Origin of the sequence: Streptosporangium canum (genome assembly GCF_900113865.1) — a bacterium.
Classification (GTDB): Bacteria; Actinomycetota; Actinomycetes; order Streptosporangiales; family Streptosporangiaceae; genus Streptosporangium; species Streptosporangium canum.
The window spans coordinates 203,342-221,945 of the sequence record NZ_FOQY01000008.1 but is presented as its reverse complement, the minus strand read 5'-3'; the positions used below and the strand labels follow the sequence as shown (position 1 = coordinate 221,945).

Genomic DNA, 18,604 nt, shown 5'->3' with positions numbered 1-18,604 from the left:
TCGCTCACTTGCCACGTCCTCGCCGGGCCCGGCCCCCGCCCGGCCTCCGCTGCTCCCCTGCCCGTCACGCCAGGACCCCCTTCAGACGGCAGATCACGGCGTCGCGGGCGTCCGGCGGTCCGACCACCTCGGCGTCGGCGGCGAAGCCGACGACCCATCCGGCCAGCCGCCCGGGGTCGGTGAAGTCGACGTCCAGCTCGTCCCACCCGCCGGTTCCGGGCCGTACGGCCCGCGCCACCTGGCGCAGCCCCTGGCAGGTGCCCTCGCGGACCCGGATGAGGGCGGTGCGCTCCTGGACCGGCTCCTCGCGGTAGCCGACCATCGATCTGATGTCGACGCCCTCGGGCACCACCACCGTCCCCGGGCGGCCCACCGGGGTGACCGGGCCGCTGATCCGGCTGAGCCGGAACGCCCGGGCCGCGTCACGGTCGCGGTCGTGGCCCACCACGTACCACCGGCCGCGGCGGCTGACCACGCCCCACGGCTCCACCGTGCGGGTCAGCACGCTCTCGCTGGCCGCCGCCCGGTAGGCGAAGCGGACCACGCGCCGGTCGCGCACGGCCTCCCAGAGCGCGGGGAAGGCCGGGTCCTGGGTGTCGACCCGCAGCTCCAGCGCGCTGCCGAGCATCCCGCCCGCCTCGTCGGTCTCCACTCCCCCGGCGCGCAGCTTCAGCAGCGCCCCGCTGGCCGCCTCGGCCAGGCTGGCCCGCTGCCACACCTGGGCCGCCAGGCCCACCACGGCCGCCTCGTCGGGCTCCAGGGTGATCTCGGGCAGCTCGTAGGCCTGCGGGACGATCCGGTAGCCCGGATCCTCCTCCCACGGGTCCTTGTGGACCTCGATCGGGATGCCGATCTCCCGCAGCTCGTTCTTGTCACGCTCGAACATCCGCTGGAAGGCCTCGTCGTTGGCGGCGTCGTAGCCGGGCACCGCCTGGCGGATGTGCTCGGCGCTGAGCGGCCGCCGCGTGGCCAGCAGGCAGATCACAAGGTTCAGCAACCGCTCGGTCTTCCGGCGCGACATCCGGCCTCCCTCCCTGTTCAAGTGACTCTACGTCCAGGTGACGCTACTCTTCCCCGCGTGATCAGATGGCGCAGGGGCGAGGTCGTACGGATCCGGCGCGAGTGGCCGGGGGCGGTGGAACTCGACGTCACCACCGAGGACGGCAGCGCGCGTGCGCTGGCCTATCCCGCCCTGGTGGGACGTCCGGAGCCCGGTGACGTGGTGCTGCTCAACACGACCGCGCTCGCGATGGGTCTCGGTACGGGAGGTTACGCCATGGTGGTGGCGCTCCCCGACCGTTTACCAGAAGATCCGCAAGGCCCCGGACACCTGGTGAAGGCACGTTACACCCCCTTGCAGACCACCGTGCTCGGCGCGGACGAGCAGGACTCCCCCTTCCACGAGGCGCTGCGCGAGGCCGACTCCCTGGACGGCATGCCGGTGATCGTCGCCGACCTGCACTCGGCGCTCCCGGCGATCCTCTGCGGCCTGTACGGCTCGCGCCCCCCGGGGCCGCGGGCCGGGGCGGCGGAGACGGGGATCCCCCGGGTCGCCTACGTGATGCTCGACGGCGGGGCGCTGCCCGCCTGGTTCTCCATGTCGTGCGCCCAGCTCCGGGAGGCCGGCTGGCTGGGCGGGGTGGTCACGGTGGGCCAGGCCTTCGGCGGCGACGTGGAGGCCGTGACGCCGCACACGGGCCTGCTGGCGGCCCGGCACGTCCTGGGCGCCGACGTGGCGATCGTCACCCAGGGGCCGGGCAACCTGGGCACCGGCACCCGCTGGGGCTTCTCCGGCGTCTCGGCCGGCGAGGCGGTCAACGCCGTCGCCGTCCTGGGGGGACGCCCGGTCGCGGCGCTGCGGGTCAGCGAGGGCGACCGGCGTGAGCGCCACATCGGCGTCTCCCACCACTCGCTGACCGCCTACGGCCGGGTCGCCCTGGCCCCGGCCCAGGTCGTCGTGCCGGAGCTGCCGGGCGAGTTCGGCAGGCGGGTGGCCGAGCAGTCCGAGCCGCTGGCCGCCCGTCACGAGCTGGTGGCGGTGGCCGTGGACGGGCTCCACGAGGCGCTCCGGGGCTCTCCGGTGCGGCTGTCGACGATGGGCAGGACCCTGGAGGAGGACCTGGCCTACTTCCTGGCCTCGGCCGCCGCCGGCCGCCACGCGGCCTCGCTGCTGTCGTAGAAGTCCTTGAAGGTGAAGGCCTGCGGGGTGGGGCCTTCCGCCTTGAGCAGCTCCAGGCGCTCCATCACCTCCTCCAGCGTCGGGATGTGCCCCTCCGGGACCCACCACATCACCGTGTACGGCTCCGCCACGCGCAGGAACCACTCCCTGCGCCGCTGCAGGACGCCCAGGTGCGCGCTGCGGTAGACGAATTCCCGGCGAACGGCGGCGTATGCGGATCAGTAGGCGGCGAGGACGTCGACGACGAAGACGAGGGTGTCGGTGGGCTTGATCAGCGGCGGCAGGCCCTTCCCGTAGCCGAGTCCCGGCGGGACGACCACGGCGACCCGGCTGCCGACCGGGACGCCGACCAGGGCCTTGTCCCAGCCGGAGATGACGCTGCCGGTGCCGATCTGGAAGGCCTTGGGCTGCCCGGCCTCCCAGGTGGAGTCGGCGGAGGCTCCGCTGCCCCAGATCCTGCCCTCGTACTGGGTGACCAGGAGCTGGCCCGCCTGGGTCCTGGGGCCGGCGCCCTGGATGAGGATCTTGCTCTGCAGCCGCCCGGGAGGCCGCTCACGCGGCAGGGTGAGGGCCGGGCGCTCGCCGGGGCCGCCGGTGACCCTCACCCCGGCGAGGGTGCCGCCACCGCCCCTGCCCCGGGCGGCGGCGTCCGGCGGGAAGGCGCCCAGGACGTCGACCACGTAGAACAGCTCGTCGTCGGCGGTCATCCCGCCGGGCGGATTGGGGCCGTAGCCCTCGCCGGGCGGGATGGCGGCGACGACACGGCTGCCGACCCTGTGCCCCCGCAGAGCCTTGCCCACGCCGGCGATGGAGTGGGCCAGCGGGAAGGAGGCGGGAGCGCCCTGGTTGAAGCTGGAGGCCAGCAACCGGTTGTCCTCGCCGTCCCACACATGCGCGGTGTAGTGGGCCACGACCAGGTCGTCACCCTTGATCACGCTCCCGGTGCCGACCATCTGCTCGCGGACCCGCAGGTCGCCGGCGGGCTCGCCGTCCGGGAAGACGACCTTCGGCTTCACCCCGAAGTCTCCGAGCACCTCGATCTCCGGGCCGCCCTGACCGCTTGCGGAGGTGCAGGCGGCGACCAGCATGAGCGAGAACGCGGCGAGCAGTGGCGGGATGCGCATGCGACTCCCTAGGCCGGGGATGCGCCCACCCTAACGCCCTATTGGGAGGGTTGTCAGTAACAGGCGGAGCCCGGCCATGCGTCCGCATGGCCGGGCTCCGTGAGGTCCGCGGATCCCCCGGGGTGGCCCGGGTCCGTCCGGAGCCGTCAGTAGGCGGCGACGACGTCCACGAGGAAGACCAGGGTGTCGGTCCCCTTGATCTTGTCGCCGGAGCCCTGCTTGCCGTAGCCGAGGTCCGGCGGGATGCTCAGCAGCACCCGGCTGCCGACCGGGACGCCGACCAGGCCCTGGTCCCAGCCCTTGATGACCTTGCCGGTGCCGATCTGGAACATGATCGGCTCTGCGCCGCGCGCCCAGCTGCTGTCGAACTCGAGGTCCGAGCCCCAGATCTTCCCGGCGTACTGGACCAGGATCGACTGGCCGGACTTGACCTCCGGCCCGGTGCCCTTGATCACCGTCTTGACGACGAGCTCCTTGGGCGCCTTCTCCTTGGTCTTGGTGGTCAGCTTGGGCGCGGCGTCGCCGCCGGGGTTCTCCACCTTGACGCCCTTGACGCCCGGGTCGGCCGCCGCGCCCTGGGCCGCCTTGCCCTCGGGGACGCCGACGACGTCGACCACGAAGACCTGCGACTGGCCCGCGGGCGCCTGCGCCTGCTGCTCGGCGGGCAACGCGTCCTTGCCGACGACGGACAGGAACCGGCCGCCCCCCTTGGTCTCGGCGAAGCCCTTGCGCAGGATCGAGGGGACCTGCTCGTTCATCGTGATGAGCTGCGGGCCGCCCTCGTCGTAGGTCGAGCCGGCCAGCTTGTTCTCCTTGCCGTCCCAGGTGTAGACGGTGAAGTTGGCCACCACGCTGCCGCCGTCCTTGGCGGCGGCGCCGACGGTGCCGGGCGTGATGACCTGGTAGGAGGAGGTCTCGACGACCTTGGCGGGGAAGGCCACAGTGGGCTTCGCGTTCGCCGCGCCCGTCACCTTCAGCGCCGGAACCGCACCGGCGGGGCTGCTGGAGGCGGTGGAAGCGGTGCCGGCACCCCCTCCGGAGCCGCAGGCTGCGGCGAACAACAAAGGCACTGAGGCCAGTACGGCCAGGCTGCGGCGGCGCATAGATATCCCTCTAGCAGACGTCAGGTTCGCGCCACACTACCCGTCCGGACATACGGATGAGTTAAGCCGCAGACCGATCTTGCCGAAGCGTGACCATCACATTCCGGCGATCAGTTTGTCCACTCTCTCGTCCACGCTGCGGAAGGGGTCCTTGCACAGCACGGTGCGCTGCGCCTGATCGTTGAGCTTCAGATGCACCCAGTCGACGGTGAAGTCGCGGCGCTTCTCCTGCGCCTTGCGGATGAACTCCCCGCGCAGCCGCGCCCGGGTGGTCTGCGGCGGCACGGACTTGGCCTCGAAGATCTTCAGGTCGGAGGCCACCCGCTCCACCGCGCCGCGCTTCTGCAGCAGGTAGAACAGGCCACGGCGGCGGTGCACGTCGTGGTAGGCCAGGTCGAGCTGGGCGACCCGGGGGCTCGACAGGGGAAGGTCGTACTTCTTGCGGTAGCGCTCGATCAGCTGGTATTTGGTCACCCAGTCGATCTCCCGGGCGACCAGGTCCAGGTTGCCGGTCTCGACGGCGTTGAGCGTCCGCTCCCACAGCTCCAGCACCCGGTGGCTGGTCTCGTCGCCGCCGCGGCGGTCGACGAAGTCGCGGGCCTTGGAGAGGTATTCCTGCTGGATCTCCAGCGAGGACGCCTCCCGGCCGTTGGCCAGCCGCACGCGCCGCCGCCCGGTCATGTCGTGGGAGACCTCCCGGATCGCCCGGATCGGGTTCTCCAGCGACAGGTCGCGCATCACCGTGCCCGCCTCGATCATGCGCAGCACCAGGTCGGTGGCGCCGACCTTGAGCAGCATGGTCGTCTCGCTCATGTTGGAGTCGCCGACGATGACGTGCAGGCGGCGGAAGCGCTCGGCGTCGGCGTGCGGCTCGTCACGGGTGTTGATGATCGGGCGCGACCGGGTGGTCGCGCTGGAGACGCCCTCCCAGATGTGCTCGGCCCGCTGGGAGACGCAGTAGACCGCGCCGCGGGGGGTCTGCAGCACCTTCCCGGCGCCGCAGACGATCTGCCGGGTCACCAGGAAGGGGATGAGCACATCCGCCAGGCGGCCGAACTCCCCGTGCCGCCCGACCAGGTAGTTCTCGTGGCAGCCGTAGGAGTTTCCGGCCGAGTCGGTGTTGTTCTTGAACAGGTAGATGTCGCCGGCGATGCCCTCCTCGCGGAGCCGCTTCTCGGCGTCGACGAGGAGGCCCTCCAGGATGCGCTCCCCCGCCTTGTCGTGGGTGACGAGCTCCACGACGTTGTCACACTCGGGGGTGGCGTATTCGGGGTGGCTGCCCACGTCCAGGTAGAGGCGGGCGCCGTTGCGCAGAAAGACGTTGCTCGATCGGCCCCAGGAGACGACCCGGCGGAATAGATAACGCGCGACCTCGTCGGGTGACAGCCGCCGCTGCCCCCTGAACGTGCAGGTGACGCCGTACTCGTTCTCAAGCCCGAAGATGCGACGATCCATTGCCTCACACTATTCGCCGAACCCCTCTTGCGGGAGGGATCAATGGGGTTTTCGGTCGTACGGCTTATGCCCCCGGCGATGAACTGCTAAGCGCGAGCACGGCTCACACCCGGGTCCTCCGGGGTGCGAGCCGTACCGGATCCCCGGGCATCCCGGGCGCGTCAGCCGCCCCGCCGGAAGATCTCGACGCCCCCGGCGATCCGGCCGTCGCGGGCCGCGGAGCGGCCGTGGCCGCCGGGACCGGGCCGGGGAGCGGCGCGGCGCACACCGCGTCAGACCGCCGGGGCCTCGATTCGGCTGCCCGGAAAAATGTGATCGCAATCATGGGGCGGACGTCTCGCGGCACGTGCGAGGCTCCGCCGCCCGGCGAGGCCCCTTCGGAGGGCTCAGGGGGTGTAGATCTCCTGAAGCTTGACGATCTCACTACGGTAGACCGTGATCAGCGAGGGGCGCTGGTACTTCTTGGCCCTGGTCAGCAACGCCGTGCGGGAGCAGCGCTTGCTCCCCAGGCCCTGCTTGTTCACCGTGAAGCCCGCCAGGGTGGCCGAACAGCCCAGGGCGCTGAGGAAGACGACGTTCTTGGCGACGGGTGAGGCGTAAGCGGCGACGTCCCCCTCCGCCGGGCCCACGAAGTGGCCCTCGCTGTATTTGTCCTTCACCCACTTGATCGGCTCGTACTCCACCTGGCCGGGGGCCACATGGGTGATCCAGCCGCGCAGGACGCCGTCCTTGCGGGAACTGATGCGCTTGGTGAAATCGTGGCCCGGGTCGGGCTGGAACGCCGTACCGAAGATCTTCGGCACGGGGAAGGCGGGGATCGCCGCGGCGTCGGCGGGGACCGCGCCCGCCAGGGCGACGGAGAGCACGGCGGCGGCGGCCGTCAGGGAGCGCTTCATGTCGGTTACGACGACGGCGGCACGAGCACGGTTGTCCGCCGGGCAGGTGATCTACATCACACCGGCGGAGCGCCGTCCCCCGTGGGGGACGGCGCTCCGCCGGTGGGCGATCAGCCGTTCGAGCCGGTGTCGACGTCTCCCTCGGGGGCGGTGGCCGGAGCCTCGGCCTCCCCGGACGGCGCGGCCTCCCCGGACGGCGGGGGCGTCGCGGCCCCCTCGGCCAGCAGGCGCTCCAGCCTCGGGCCGGCGAGCCGCAGGAACTTGCGGTGCGGCCGGTTGCGGTCGAGCACCGCGACCTCCAGCTGGCCGGCCGGGGAGCGCTCACCGCCCGGCTCGGTCAGCGCGAACAGCGCCGCCTCCAGCGCCTCGGCCAGTGGCAGGCCGTCGCGGTAACGCTCCTTGAGCCGGCCCGCCACCGCCTCGGCCTGACCGCCCATCGCCACCAGACCGGTCTCGTCGAAGACCGAGCCGTCGAAGGTGAGGCGGTAGATGTGGTCCTCGTCGGAGGAGTCGCCGACCTCGGCCACCACGATCTCCACCTCGAAGGGCTTCATCGACTCGGTGAAGATCTGGCCGAGGTTCTGCGCGTAGAGGTTGGCCAGGCCACGCGCGGTGACGTCGTCGCGCGCGTAGTTGTAGCCGTTGATGTCGGCGTAGCGGATGCCGCCGAGACGCAGCGCCTCGAACTCGTTGTAGCGGCCGACCGCGGCGAACCCGATCCTGTCGTAGATCTCGCTGATCTTGTGCAGGGCCCGGGAGGGGTTGGGGGCGACGAACAGGATGCCGTGCTCGTACTGCAGAACGACGACGCTACGGCCCCGCGCGATCCCCTTTCGCGCGTAATCCGCCTTGTCCCGCATCTGCTGCTCGGGCGAGACATATCCAAAAGGCATGGACACCTGGGGTGATCCTCTCGTGTTAGCGCAGCGGGGCGACGGGGCCGTCGGGGGAACTCATCCGCTCCTGGAGGACGGTCTGGACGTGTCCGCCCACCTCCTCGTCGGACAGACGGTGGAAGCCGTCGGCGGTGATCTGCGCTACGACGGGCCAGATCTTACGGGTGACGTCGGGGCCGCCGGTCGCCGAGTCGTCGTCGGCGGCGTCGTACAGGGCGTGGATGAGCGCCAGCACGACCTCCTCGGGCGAGGCGTTCTCCCGGTAGAGCTTCTTCAGCGAGCCGCGCGCGAAGATCGAGCCGGAGCCGATCGAGTGGTACTGCTGCTGCTCGTAGGGGCCGCCTCCCACGTCGTAGCCGAAGATCCGGCCGCCGTCGATCTCGGGATCGTAGGCGGCGAACAGCGGCACCACGACCAGGCCCTGCATCGCCATGCCGAGATTGCCGCGGATCATGGTGGCGAGCCGGTTGGCCTTGCCCGCCACGGAGAGCGTGCGGCCTTCCATCTTCTCGTAGTGCTCGAGCTCGACCCGGTAGAGCCGGGCCATCTCGATGCCGGTGCTCGCCGTCCCGGCGATGCCCATGCACGAGTAGTCGTCGGTTCGGAACACCTTCTCCATGTCTCGCTGGGAGATGATGTTCCCCGAGGTCGCCCGGCGGTCACCGGCCATCACCACGCCACCCGCGCAGGTCGCCGCGACGATCGTGGTGGCGTGTGGAATCCGGTCGCCGACCGGGGCTGCCAGGGTCTCGTTTCGGCCGGGCAACAAGTCCGGCGCGTAGGAGCCGACGAACTCGGTGAACGAGGAAATGCCGCTGTTCGTGAAGATGTGATTCACCATGCCGGCGGGCAGGTCCCTGTGCGATCCCACGCGACTCCCTCCAAAGGTGCGGTCCTTTAAGGCCCGACCTTACTCATCTTGCCGTGCTGCATGCACTTCCCTGGATCAGCTCAGCGCGAACCCCCTCCGACCGGATCATTGAATCTTTACGCCCGAGTAAGCCCGTGTAATTGTCGAGTTGTCGTGACATGCCTCCACCCAGCAGAGGTCACCGTGAGACTCTTCCACCGACCTGTCCTGATTGCGACACTGACGACCGCCGTCCTCGCGCTGCCCGCCTGCGGCTCCGGCACCCCCGCCGGGGAGGACGGCATCACCTTGACCATCACCGCCAACGCCATCTCCGGCGGCAAGAACGCGGCAGCCGCCGAATGGATCAAACAGTGGGTGATCCCCAGGTTCGAGGCCGCGCAGAAGGCGGCGGGGCGCGAGGTCCACGTGCTGTTCCAGCCGAACGGCGTGGGCGACGAGCAGTACAAGACCAAGGTCGCACTGGACCTGAAGTCGAGGACCGGCGCCGACGTGATCGACCTCGACGGGATCTGGGTCGGGGAGTTCGCCCAGGCCGGGTATCTCAAACCCCTCACCGAGCTGGGCGGGACGGCCGTCGAGACGTGGGAGGGGTGGCAGCAGATCCCCCAGGCCGTGCAGGGCCTGGGCATCTTCGACGGCAGGAAGTACGGGCTGCCGCAGGGGACCGACGGACGGGTCCTGTACTACAACAAGGAGCTGTTCGGCAGAGCCGGCCTGCCGGAGCCCTGGCAGCCGAAGAGCTGGCAGGAGATCCTCGACGCGGGGGCGGCGCTGAAGAGACTGCCCGGCGTGACGCCGATCCAGATCAACGCGGGCACCGCGATGGGTGAGGCGACCACGATGCAGGGCGCGCTGCCCCTGCTGGCCGGCACCGGTACGGAGATCTACTCCGGCGGCAAGTGGGCCGGCTCCTCGCAGGCGGTCAAGGACGTGCTGGAGTTCTACCGGCAGATCTACTCCGGCGGCCTGGGCGACCCGAAGCTCCAGCAGGAGGCCAAGGGCCGCGACAAGTCCTTCGCCGAGTTCGCCGACGGCAGGATCGGCATCCTGGCGGAGGGCGACTACTTCTGGCGGGCGGTGGTCGACCCCAAGACGGGCGTGGCCCCGATGGCCGAGCGCGACCGGGTGGTGGGCTACACCAGGATCCCGGCCAAGCAGCCCGGGGCCGGGGTCCGCGGCCAGGACTTCGTCAGCATGTCCGGCGGGGCCGTACGGGTGCTGAACCCCTTCTCCGAGCATCCCCGGCAGGCTTGGGAACTGCTGTCCTTCATGCACTCCGCCGAGGCGGTCAAGGCCGAGCTGGCCGGAGCCGCCCGCGTCACCTCCCGCTCCGACGTCAACGCCGAGGTCCTCGCCGCCGACCCGATGCTGAAGTTCGTCTCCGAGGAGGTCCTGCCGATCACCGTCTACCGCCCCGGCCTGGCCGTCTACCCCCAGGTGTCGGCCGCCTTGCAGGAGGCGACGGCGGACGTCGTCTCCGGCAAGCCCGTCCAGGAGGCCGCCGCCGCCTACCGGGCCAAGGTGGAGAGGCTGGTCGGTGGCTCCGGCAACGTCGCGAACTGACGCGGCGGGGCTGGGGCGGGGGCGGGCGGTCGCGTTCGCGCTGCCCGCGCTCGTGCTCATCGGGGTCTTCCTGGTGTTCCCGGCGATCTGGACCATCTACCTCGGGCTCACCGACTACCGGCTGACCGGGACGGCGGCGGCGGATCCCCGGCTGGTGGGGGCCGGCAACTACGCCACCGCCCTGGGCGACGAGCGGTTCCGGGGCTCGGTCTGGCTGACCGTGCAGTTCGTGCTGGGGTCGGCGATCATCGGGCAGGCGGGACTGGGATTCGCCCTCGCGTGGATCATGCGCGACCGGCGCGGGCCCGTACGCCGGCTCGTCGAGGCACTGGTGCTGCTGTCGTGGATCCTGCCGGGCTCGGTGGTGGCGTTCCTGTGGATCGCCCTGCTGGACCGCGACGGCGGCACGCTCAACGCCCTGCTCGGCACCCCCGGCGCGGCCTGGCTGCTCGACCACCCGATGCTGTCGATCATCGTGTTCAACACCTGGCGGGGCACCGCCTTCTCGATGATGCTCTACTCCGCGGCCCTGGAGAACGTGCCCCCGTCCCATCTGGAGACCGCCCGCCTGGCCGGGGCGTCCGCCTTCCAGCAGCTGCGCGACGTGGTCCTGCCCCGGATCAAGGGCCACGTCCTCACCAACGTGCTGCTGACCAGCCTGTGGACGTTCAACGACTTCACCCCCTTCCTGCTCACCGCCGGCGGCCCCGAGGGACGCACGGAGATCCTGCCCGTCTACGTCTACAACGTGGCCCTGCGCGACGGGCAGCTCGGCTTCGGCGCGGCCGTCTCCCTCCTCATCCTCCTGATCAACCTCGTCTTCGCCCTGGCCTACCTGCGCCTGCTCCGCGACCGCGGGGAGGTCTCCGGATGAGTCTCGTCGGGCACGTGCTCGGCCGGATCGCCTCGGCCGTCCTCCTCGCGGTCGTCGCCGCCTTCTTCGCACTGCCGATGCTCTGGCTGGCCTCGGCGCCGTTCGACGCGCACCCCTCCATCACGGTGTCGCTCCCGGAGTTCACACTGGACAACTTCCGGGCCATCCTCGACAACCCCTACGCGCTCGGCTCCGTCGGCAACTCGATCATCCAGGCGGGCGGCGCGGCGGCACTCGTGGTCGTCCTGGCCGCGCTGGCCGCCTACGCCCTGTCCCGGGTCAGGGTGCCCGGCCGCGACGCGCTGCTCTACGTGCTGCTGCTGCTTTCGTCGGTGGTCACCGGGACCGCGGCGATGGTGCCGATCTTCGAGCTGGCCTCCCGGCTGGAGCTGGTCGACACCCATCTGGGGGTCGTCCTCACCGTCTCCGGCGGCCTGCTGCCCGCGGCGATCTTCATCCTGAAGGACTTCATGGACGCCACCCCCACCTCCTACGAGGAGTCCGCGCGGGTCTTCGGCGCCTCGCCGCTGCAGATCCTGCGGCACATCGTCGTCCCGGTGGTGCGGCCGGGCCTGGCCACGATCGCGGTGTGGGCGGTGGCCAACGTGTGGGGCGGCTTCCTGCTCCAGTACATCCTGCTGCGCGACCCGGAGAAATCCCCCGGTTCGGTCGTCCTCTACACCCTCTACACCGAGGGCGGCCAGCCCAACCTCTCGCTCATCTCGACGTTCTCCCTGCTCTACTCGCTGCCGGTGGTACTGATGTACCTGTTCGTCAGCAGCAGGTACGGCTTCCGCTTCCATGGAGGGATCAAGCGGTGATCTCCGTGCACGGCCTGACCAAGGTGTTCCCCGGAGGAGTGCGGGCGCTCGACTCCCTCGACCTCGACATCGGGGAGGGCGAGTTCTTCGCGCTGCTGGGCCCCTCCGGCTGCGGCAAGACCACGCTGCTGCGGAGCATCGCCGGCCTCGAGACCCCCACCTCCGGGAGGATCGGCATCGGCGGGACCGACGTGACCACGCTCGCGCCCGGCCGCCGCGACGTCGCCATGGTGTTCCAGGACTACGCCCTCTTCCCTCACATGGACGTCGCCGCCAACATCGCCTACCCGCTGCGGATCAGAAAGACGCCCCGCGCCCGGCGGGAGGCCAGGGCGGCCGAGGTCGCCGACCGGCTCAGCCTGACCGGACTGCTCGGCAGGCGCCCCGGGCAGCTGTCGGGCGGCCAGCAGCAGCGGGTCGCGCTCGCCCGGGCCGTCGCCTGCCGCCCCCGGGTGTTCCTGTTCGACGAGCCCCTGTCCAACCTCGACGCCCGGCTCCGCCTGGAGGCCCGCACCTTCCTCAAACGCCTGCAGGACGAGCTCGGCGTCACCACCGTGTTCGTCACCCACGACCAGGGCGAGGCCCTGGCGCTGGCCCACCGGATCGCCGTCATGGACGCCGGGCGGATCGTCCAGGTCGGCACCCCGGCCGAGATCTTCCACCGGCCCGCCACGACCTTCGTCGCCTCCTTCATCGGCTCGACCCCGATGAACCTGCTGCCCGGCAGGGCCGGCGACGGCGTGCTCCACGTGGCGGGGGCCGCACTGCCCGCACCCGGGGACCTGCCCGAGGGGGAACCGATCGTGTACGGCGTGCGTCCGGAGTACACCGACCTGTCGGCCACCCGCCGGGACGACGGCTTCCCCGGCGAGGTCGCCGTCCTGGAGAACCTCGGCACCGCCACCCTCGTCACCCTGGAAGGCCCGGACCACCTCGTCCAGGCCGTCGTCGGCGAAGGTCACGAGCCCGCCGTCGGCACGGCCGCCTGGGCGGTCCCCCGGCGCGGACGCGCCCTCGTCTACCACGACGGCCGGCTGGCGGGCCAGGCATGAGGGCGCTGCGCGTCACCGGCCGCTGGACCCTGGAGGACCGCCTCACCGCCCCCGTCCACGACGTCCCGTTCGAGCTGCCCGCCGACGCCCGCGGTTTCACCGTCCGGCTCTCCTACGACCGCTCCGCGGGCGTGCTGGACCTCGGCTGCCACGGGCCACTGGGCTTCCGCGGCTGGTCCGGTGGCGCCCGCTCCGAATACACGGTCACTCCCGCCTGGGCCACCCCCGGCTACCTGTCCGGCGAGCCCGAACCCGGCGTGTGGCGGATCCTGCTCGGCCTCCACCGCGTCCCGCCGGGCGGCCTGCCGTACGAGCTGAGCGTCATCCCGCACCTGTCCCCGCCCGTCAGGCCGCCGGCCCGGCCCGGCCTGCGGCCCCCTCCCCCGCCCCGCGAGCCGGCCGCGACCAGGCGCGGCCTGCCCCCGCTCGGCGGGCTGCGCTGGCTCGCCGGAGACCTGCACGCCCACACCGTCCACTCCGACGGCTCGCTCAGCGTCTCCGAGCTCGCCTGCCTGGCCGCCGACCGGGGCCTGGACTTCCTCGCCGTCACCGACCACAACACCGTCAGCCACCACGCGGAGCTGCCCGCCGCCGCCACCTACGCGGCCATCACCCTCCTCCCCGGCCAGGAGGTCACCACCGACCTCGGCCACGCCAACGCCTTCGGCGACATCGGCTGGATCGACTTCCGCGACAGCCCCGACCTGTGGGCGCGGACCGTGCGGGACAGGGGCGGGGTGCTGTCGATCAACCATCCCGTCGCCGGCGACTGCGCGTGGCGCCACGCCATGACCGCGCGGCCGCCCGCCGTCGAGGTGTGGCACTGGAGCTGGTGGGACCGGACCTGGGGCGCGCCGCTGGCCTGGACGCAGCTCTGGTCGGCCGGGGCCACGATGATCGGCGGCAGCGACTACCACCGGCCCGAGGAGGGCCACCCGCCCGGCGACCCCACCACCTGGGTGCTCGCCGACGACCCCCTCGAAGGGCTGCGCGCCGGCCGCACCGCCGTGTCCGCCACTCCCGACGGGCCGCTGCTGCTCCGCCACGGCGACGACTTCCTCATCGTCGGCGGCGACGGGCTGGTGCTGTGGGGACCGGACATGCGGCGGGCCGTCATCGGCGACCGGGTCACCGTCCCGGCCCGGCCCGGACCCCACCGGCTGGAGACCCACCGCAACGAGGTGATGGCCCTGTGCACGTGACCGCCGCCCCCGCCTGAGGGCGGGGGCGGCCACCCGACCCGAAGGCCAGGACATCCTGCGGAGGTACCGATGAAGATCGCGATCGTGGGGCTGGGGGTCGCCGCGCAGGCCATCTACCTGCCACTGCTGGCCAGACGCCGGGAGCTGTTCGAGGTGGACGCCGTATGCGACCTCGACCCCGCGCAGGCGGAGTCCGCCGGCCGGCAGACCGGGGCGCGCTGGTTCTCCGACCCCGCGGCGATGCTCGACCACGGGGGCTTCGACGCGCTCGTCGTGCTCACCGCCGGATCCCACGGGGCCCTCGTGGCCGCCGCGCTGGAGCGCGGCCTGGCCGTGCTGTGCGAGAAACCCCTCGCCTACAGCCAGGCCGAGGCGCGCGCGTTGAGGAACACGGCGCGGCTGATGGTGGGCTACATGAAGCAGTACGACCCGGCCGTACGGCGGGCCGTCGCGCTCCTGGAAGGCCACGCCGTCCGGCACCTGGACGTCACCGTGCTGCACCCCACCGGCGAGGCACAGCTCGCCTTCGCCCGCGTCCGGCCCTCACGCCCCTCCCCGGCGGCGCTCGAACCGTGGCTCAGAGCCGACGAGGAGGCCCTGGACGCCGCCCTGGGGGCCGCCTCCGCGCCGATCAGATCGCTGTACTCCGGAGTCGTGCTCGGCAGCCTCAGCCACGACCTGGCGCTGATGCGCACCTTCAGCGGCCCGCCCGCCACCGTCGAGCACACCGCCGTGTGGGACGGGCCCTCCCTGGAGGTCGGCGGGGCCCTGGAGCGGGGCCGCTACAGCCTGCGCTGGCACTACCTGCCCGGCCACCCCGCCTACCGGGAGACCGTCAGCGTCCACCACGAGGACGGCACGCTGGAGCTGGTCTTCCCCTCCCCCTACCTGATGAACGCCCCCACCGTCCTGACCTCCAGCTCCCTGGACGGAACCACGGAGGTCAGGACGGTCCATCGCGACGTGTCCGAGGCCTTCGAACGCCAGCTTGAGGCCTTCCACGCCCTCGTCACCGAGGGCACTCCCCCGCTCACCGGGCTCGCCGGCGGCCTGGCGGACATCGTGACAGCCCAGAAGATCATCAAATCGGTCGCCGGACCGTCCATCGGAGGCGAGGCGCATGACGCCTGACATCGTGGTCGTCCCCCACACCCACTGGGACCGCGAGTGGTACCTGCCCTTCCAGCGGTTCCGGCTCGGCCTGGTCCGCATGCTCGACGAGGTCCTCGACACCATGGCCGCCGACCCCGGCTACCGCTTCACCATGGACGGCCAGCTCGCCGCCCTGGAGGACTACCTGGAGATCCGCCCCGAACGGCTCCCCGCCGTCAGGCGGCTCGTCGCCGAGGGCCGCTTCGCCGCCGGACCGTGGCTCATCCTCGCCGACGAGTTCCTCTGCTCGGGGGAGACGCTGATCCGCAATCTGGAGTACGGCATGCGCGGCGCCGCCGAACTCGGCGGCGTCATGCACGTCGGATACCTGCCCGACCAGTTCGGCCACTGCGCCCAGATGCCGCAGATCCTGCGCCAGGCCGGCCTCGAACACGCCTGCCTGTGGCGCGGCGTGCCCGCCTCGGTCGACCGCGACGCCTTCGCCTGGATCGGCGCCGACGGCACCGCCGTCCGCACCCAGTACCTGCCCGGCGGGTACGGCAACGCCGTCGCGCTGTTCAGCGGCCCCCCGGAGGCCCTCGCCGACCGCCTCGCCGCCTTCACCGAGACCCTGCGCCCCTGGCACCCCGCCGGCCCCCTGCTCGCCATGTACGGCGCCGACCACAGCGCCCCCGCCGCCGACATCACCGCCGCCGGGCTGCGCATCGCCACCCTCCACGACTACGTCACCGCCCAGGACCCCTCCGTCACGGGCCTGCCGGCCGTCCACGGCGAGCTGCGCTCCCACGCCCGCGCCAACATCCTGCCCGGCGTCATCTCCGCGCGCATGCCCGCCAAGCAGGCCATGGCCCGCGCCGAGCGCGTCGTCACCCGCTACGCCGAGCCCCTGTCTGCGCTCTGGCTGCCCGGCGGCACCGCCGCCGCGAAACTACTCGACATGGCCTGGCGCCGCCTCATCGCCTGCAGCGGCCACGACTCCATCACCGGCTGCGGCGCCGACGAGACCGCCCAGCAGGTCGCCGCCCGCATCGCCGAGGCCGAGCAGATCGGCCAGGCCGTCGTCGACATGGTCAGCGCCTCCCTCGCCGACCGGGCCTCCCGCGACGCCCTCGTCGTCGTCAACCCCTCCCCCTTCCCGCGCACGGCCCTCGTCCTGGCCGACCTGCCCGAGAGCCGTGCCGCCCTGTCCGCCCCGGACGGCGGCCGGGTGCCGGCACAGCGGCTGGAGCTGGCCCCCACCCTCCTCGACGAGACCGTCATGGACGACCTCACCCAGCTCCTCGGCCGGATCCACGAACGCGAGCTCTTCGGCCAGGAGATCGTCTCCTGGTCCGCCGACGGCGACGTCTTCACCGTCGTCGTCGGCCGCCACGCCACCCCCGGCTACGACTACGCCGACCTGCGCGCGGCGGTCCTGGACGGCGCCGCCGCCCGGCCCGGCCCCTGGCGGGTGCGCACCCGCGCCGAACCGGTCGTCACCGTCGCCGCCCAGGTCACCGTCGCGCCGTTCGGCCGCACCGTCCTCACCTCCGTCCCCGCCTCGCAACCGGCTCCGGCTCCGGACTCCCCCGGCTGGGCACGCCCCGCCGAGGGCACGCTCGACAACGGCCTGCTGCGCGTCACCGTCGCCCCCGACGGCACCCTGTCGCTGTTCGCGGACGGCGCCGAGGCCCACGGCGTGGGCCGCGTCGTCGACGGCGGCGACGCCGGCGACACCTACAACCACGCCCCGCCCCGCCCCGACACCCTCGTCGACACCCCCGGCCGGGTCGAGGTCGAGAGCGTCTGCGCCGGACCGCTGGTGTCGGTGCTGGAGATCCGCCGCGACTACGCCTGGCCGTCCGGCGCCACCCCGGACGGCCGCTCCCCGGTCACCGAGAACGTCACCGTCACCACCAGGGCCGAGCTCCGCGCGGGCGAGCCCTACCTGCGCCTGGAGATGTCCTTCGACAACCGCTGCCGCGACCACCGGGTCCGCTGGCACGCCCCCCTCCCCTCCCCCGCCGCGGAGTCCTTCTCCGAAGGGCAGCTGTCGGTCGTACGGCGCGGCCTGACCGGTGAGGGCGGCTGCGGCGAGGAGCCCCTGCCCACCTTCCCCGCCGAGGGCTTCGTCACCGCCGGCGGCCTGGCGGTCCTGCTGGACCAGGTGACCGAGTACGAGCTGACCGGCGGCGAGCTGGCCCTCACCCTGATCCGCTCGGTGGGCCTGCTGTCCAGGAACCGCAACGCCTACCGCGACGAGCCCGCCGGGCCCCAGCTGCCCACCCCCGCCGCCCAGTGCCCCGGACCGGTCACGACGCGCCTGGCCGTACTGCCCCACACGGGCACCTGGCACCAGGCGGGACTGCCGCGCCTGGCGGAGGAGTATCGGCACGCGCTGCTGGCCGTGCCGGGGTCGGGCCGCGCCCCGGCCGCCTCCCCGGCCGCCGGGGGGCCGGGCAGGTCCCCGGAGCACGCCGGCGCGTCCCTCGCCGTCGAGGGCACGGGCGTGGTGCTCACGGCGCTGCGCGAGCGCGGCGACGTGCTGGAGATCCGTGTCGTGGCCGAGCACCCCTCGGTCACCGAGGCCGTCGTCCGCGGGCCGTTCGATGCCGCCCGCCGCGCCGACGTGCTCGGCGTGGCGGGCGAGCGGCTGGAAGTCACCGGCGGTGTCGTACGGCTACCGCTGCGCCCCTTCGAGATCGCGACCCTTCACCTGACGAGAGCGGGCTGAGCGCGCCGGCCGGTCTGTGCGATTGGGATCGTTTATCGGTGAATTCGGCTCGCGTTTTGATCTCTCGGCATTTCGGATGGCATTTGTGCCCTCGGAAACCGCGGGCCGTTTCCGGACGGCTCGCCTTGCCCTGCCGCGCGTTTTTCGGGACTCTCGGCGGGGCGCCTCTTGACGCACTCCTCGCGGCAGCGGGCGCGGCCGTCCGCCGTCCGCGTGTCGGACCCGGACTCGGAGAGCGGGCCGGCCGGCCCGCGGCCGGGACGGGTTTTCGGACTCGGCGGCGAATCCGCTCCCACCCCTGCCCCGGAAAGCGGACTCCTCCTCTACTGCCCGCCCTTTTGCACGTAGCTCCTCACGAACTCCTCGGCGTTCTCCTCGAGCACCTCGTCGATCTCGTCGAGGATCGCGTCGACGTCGTCCGAGAGCTTCTCGTTGCGCTCCTGGACGTCGGAGGAGTCCACCGCGGTGGTCTCCTCCACCTCCTTGTCGCTCCGGCTGGTGTGCTTCTGGCCGCCGGTGTCCTTGCTCGCCATCTGTGGCACCTCCGCTTGGGGGACGCTTGTGCTTCATATCTTCCCCGAACCGGCGGACATTGCGCGCGGATCGTCCCGCGATCTTTGCGGGAGCCCGCCGAGGCCGCCCCCGAGGTCCTGCCTGCAAGGGAACCCTCTCCCTCTCCCTGAGGCAAATCCTTCCCAGTTGACTGGATAGCACCTCTATCCAATAATTGGCTAGCGTC

General features: G+C 72.0%; 16 protein-coding genes and 1 pseudogene. 8 read left to right on the top strand and 9 right to left on the bottom strand.

What is annotated here, in order from left to right; genetic code table 11:
• Positions 1 to 64 precede the first annotated feature (64 nt).
• Positions 65 to 1,021 carry a helix-turn-helix transcriptional regulator gene (locus BM085_RS14870; protein ID WP_093887575.1) on the bottom strand — a complete coding sequence of 319 codons (957 nt, stop codon included), beginning with the start codon at positions 1,019 to 1,021 and terminating at the stop codon, positions 65 to 67.
• A 57-nt stretch (positions 1,022 to 1,078) separates the two neighbouring features.
• Here BM085_RS14870 and BM085_RS14865 point away from each other — a divergent pair, with 57 nt between their 5' ends.
• Positions 1,079 to 2,179 carry a DUF3866 family protein gene (locus BM085_RS14865; protein ID WP_093887574.1) on the top strand — a complete coding sequence of 367 codons (1,101 nt, stop codon included), beginning with the start codon at positions 1,079 to 1,081 and terminating at the stop codon, positions 2,177 to 2,179.
• Here BM085_RS14865 and BM085_RS14860 read toward each other — a convergent pair.
• The 7 genes and pseudogenes from BM085_RS14860 to prcB all read right to left on the bottom strand — a co-directional run.
• Positions 2,125 to 2,364, bottom strand: a pseudogene (locus BM085_RS14860) (DUF3291 domain-containing protein); the annotation flags it as partial. The gene BM085_RS14865 and the pseudogene BM085_RS14860 overlap by 55 nt on opposite strands.
• A gap of 33 nt (positions 2,365 to 2,397) precedes the next feature.
• A complete protein-coding gene (locus BM085_RS14855; protein ID WP_093887573.1) occupies positions 2,398 to 3,303 on the bottom strand; it encodes an FKBP-type peptidyl-prolyl cis-trans isomerase in 906 nt (301 codons plus the stop codon).
• A 146-nt stretch (positions 3,304 to 3,449) separates the two neighbouring features.
• On the bottom strand, positions 3,450 to 4,373 hold the full coding sequence (locus BM085_RS14850) for an FKBP-type peptidyl-prolyl cis-trans isomerase (protein ID WP_143120922.1): 924 nt from the start codon (positions 4,371 to 4,373) through the stop codon (positions 3,450 to 3,452).
• A 129-nt stretch (positions 4,374 to 4,502) separates the two neighbouring features.
• Positions 4,503 to 5,861 (bottom strand): Pup--protein ligase, encoded by a 1,359-nt coding sequence (gene pafA, locus BM085_RS14845; RefSeq protein WP_031161482.1) that lies wholly within the window; start codon positions 5,859 to 5,861, stop codon positions 4,503 to 4,505.
• 386 nt (positions 5,862 to 6,247) lie between these two features.
• Positions 6,248 to 6,757: a hypothetical protein gene (locus BM085_RS14840; RefSeq protein WP_093887571.1), complete on the bottom strand. Its 510-nt coding sequence runs from the start codon at positions 6,755 to 6,757 to the stop codon at positions 6,248 to 6,250.
• A gap of 110 nt (positions 6,758 to 6,867) precedes the next feature.
• Positions 6,868 to 7,650 (bottom strand): proteasome subunit alpha, encoded by a 783-nt coding sequence (gene prcA / locus BM085_RS14835; protein ID WP_177245107.1) that lies wholly within the window; start codon positions 7,648 to 7,650, stop codon positions 6,868 to 6,870.
• Between the two features lie 25 nt (positions 7,651 to 7,675).
• On the bottom strand, positions 7,676 to 8,524 hold the full coding sequence (prcB, locus tag BM085_RS14830) for a proteasome subunit beta (protein ID WP_093887569.1): 849 nt from the start codon (positions 8,522 to 8,524) through the stop codon (positions 7,676 to 7,678).
• 183 nt (positions 8,525 to 8,707) lie between these two features.
• Here prcB and BM085_RS14825 point away from each other — a divergent pair, with 183 nt between their 5' ends.
• From BM085_RS14825 to BM085_RS14795, 7 genes are all read left to right on the top strand, one after another.
• Positions 8,708 to 10,090, top strand: coding sequence for an extracellular solute-binding protein (locus tag BM085_RS14825; protein ID WP_093887568.1), 1,383 nt, complete (start codon positions 8,708 to 8,710; stop codon positions 10,088 to 10,090).
• Positions 10,065 to 10,964 (top strand): carbohydrate ABC transporter permease, encoded by a 900-nt coding sequence (locus BM085_RS14820; RefSeq protein ID WP_093887567.1) that lies wholly within the window; start codon positions 10,065 to 10,067, stop codon positions 10,962 to 10,964. Before BM085_RS14825 ends, BM085_RS14820 begins: the two co-directional genes overlap by 26 nt.
• The gene (locus BM085_RS14815; protein WP_093887566.1) at positions 10,961 to 11,785 is read left to right on the top strand and encodes a carbohydrate ABC transporter permease; all 825 of its coding nucleotides are present in this window, start codon (positions 10,961 to 10,963) and stop codon (positions 11,783 to 11,785) included. The genes BM085_RS14820 and BM085_RS14815 overlap by 4 nt, the downstream gene beginning before the upstream one ends.
• The gene (locus tag BM085_RS14810) at positions 11,782 to 12,837 is read left to right on the top strand and encodes an ABC transporter ATP-binding protein (protein ID WP_093887565.1); all 1,056 of its coding nucleotides are present in this window, start codon (positions 11,782 to 11,784) and stop codon (positions 12,835 to 12,837) included. The genes BM085_RS14815 and BM085_RS14810 overlap by 4 nt, the downstream gene beginning before the upstream one ends.
• A complete protein-coding gene (locus BM085_RS14805; protein WP_093887564.1) occupies positions 12,834 to 14,039 on the top strand; it encodes a CehA/McbA family metallohydrolase in 1,206 nt (401 codons plus the stop codon). Before BM085_RS14810 ends, BM085_RS14805 begins: the two co-directional genes overlap by 4 nt.
• A 69-nt stretch (positions 14,040 to 14,108) precedes the next feature.
• Positions 14,109 to 15,170, top strand: a complete 1,062-nt coding sequence (locus BM085_RS14800) for a Gfo/Idh/MocA family protein (protein ID WP_093887563.1) — start codon at positions 14,109 to 14,111, stop codon at positions 15,168 to 15,170.
• Positions 15,160 to 17,865, top strand: coding sequence for a glycoside hydrolase family 38 N-terminal domain-containing protein (locus BM085_RS14795; protein WP_093887562.1), 2,706 nt, complete (start codon positions 15,160 to 15,162; stop codon positions 17,863 to 17,865). The genes BM085_RS14800 and BM085_RS14795 overlap by 11 nt, the downstream gene beginning before the upstream one ends.
• A gap of 323 nt (positions 17,866 to 18,188) precedes the next feature.
• On the opposite strand, the gene BM085_RS14790 is transcribed toward BM085_RS14795, so the two are convergent.
• Entirely contained in the window at positions 18,189 to 18,398 is a 210-nt protein-coding gene (locus tag BM085_RS14790; protein ID WP_012892349.1) for a ubiquitin-like protein Pup, read from the bottom strand.
• Between the last annotated feature and the right edge of the window lie 206 nt (positions 18,399 to 18,604).

What these genes read in the sequence shown, in the direction of transcription:
- BM085_RS14870 (WP_093887575.1), bottom strand. Translation starts at nt 1,021, where the DNA reads ATGTCGCGCCGGAAGACCGAGCGGTTGCTGAACCTTGTGATCTGCCTG.
- BM085_RS14855 (WP_093887573.1), bottom strand. Translation starts at nt 3,303, where the DNA reads ATGCGCATCCCGCCACTGCTCGCCGCGTTCTCGCTCATGCTGGTCGCC.
- pafA (WP_031161482.1), bottom strand. Translation starts at nt 5,861, where the DNA reads ATGGATCGTCGCATCTTCGGGCTTGAGAACGAGTACGGCGTCACCTGC.
- BM085_RS14840 (WP_093887571.1), bottom strand. Translation starts at nt 6,757, where the DNA reads ATGAAGCGCTCCCTGACGGCCGCCGCCGCCGTGCTCTCCGTCGCCCTG.
- prcA (WP_177245107.1), bottom strand. Translation starts at nt 7,650, where the DNA reads ATGCCTTTTGGATATGTCTCGCCCGAGCAGCAGATGCGGGACAAGGCG.
- BM085_RS14815 (WP_093887566.1), top strand. Translation starts at nt 10,961, where the DNA reads ATGAGTCTCGTCGGGCACGTGCTCGGCCGGATCGCCTCGGCCGTCCTC.
- BM085_RS14805 (WP_093887564.1), top strand. Translation starts at nt 12,834, where the DNA reads ATGAGGGCGCTGCGCGTCACCGGCCGCTGGACCCTGGAGGACCGCCTC.
- BM085_RS14800 (WP_093887563.1), top strand. Translation starts at nt 14,109, where the DNA reads ATGAAGATCGCGATCGTGGGGCTGGGGGTCGCCGCGCAGGCCATCTAC.
- BM085_RS14795 (WP_093887562.1), top strand. Translation starts at nt 15,160, where the DNA reads ATGACGCCTGACATCGTGGTCGTCCCCCACACCCACTGGGACCGCGAG.
- BM085_RS14790 (WP_012892349.1), bottom strand. Translation starts at nt 18,398, where the DNA reads ATGGCGAGCAAGGACACCGGCGGCCAGAAGCACACCAGCCGGAGCGAC.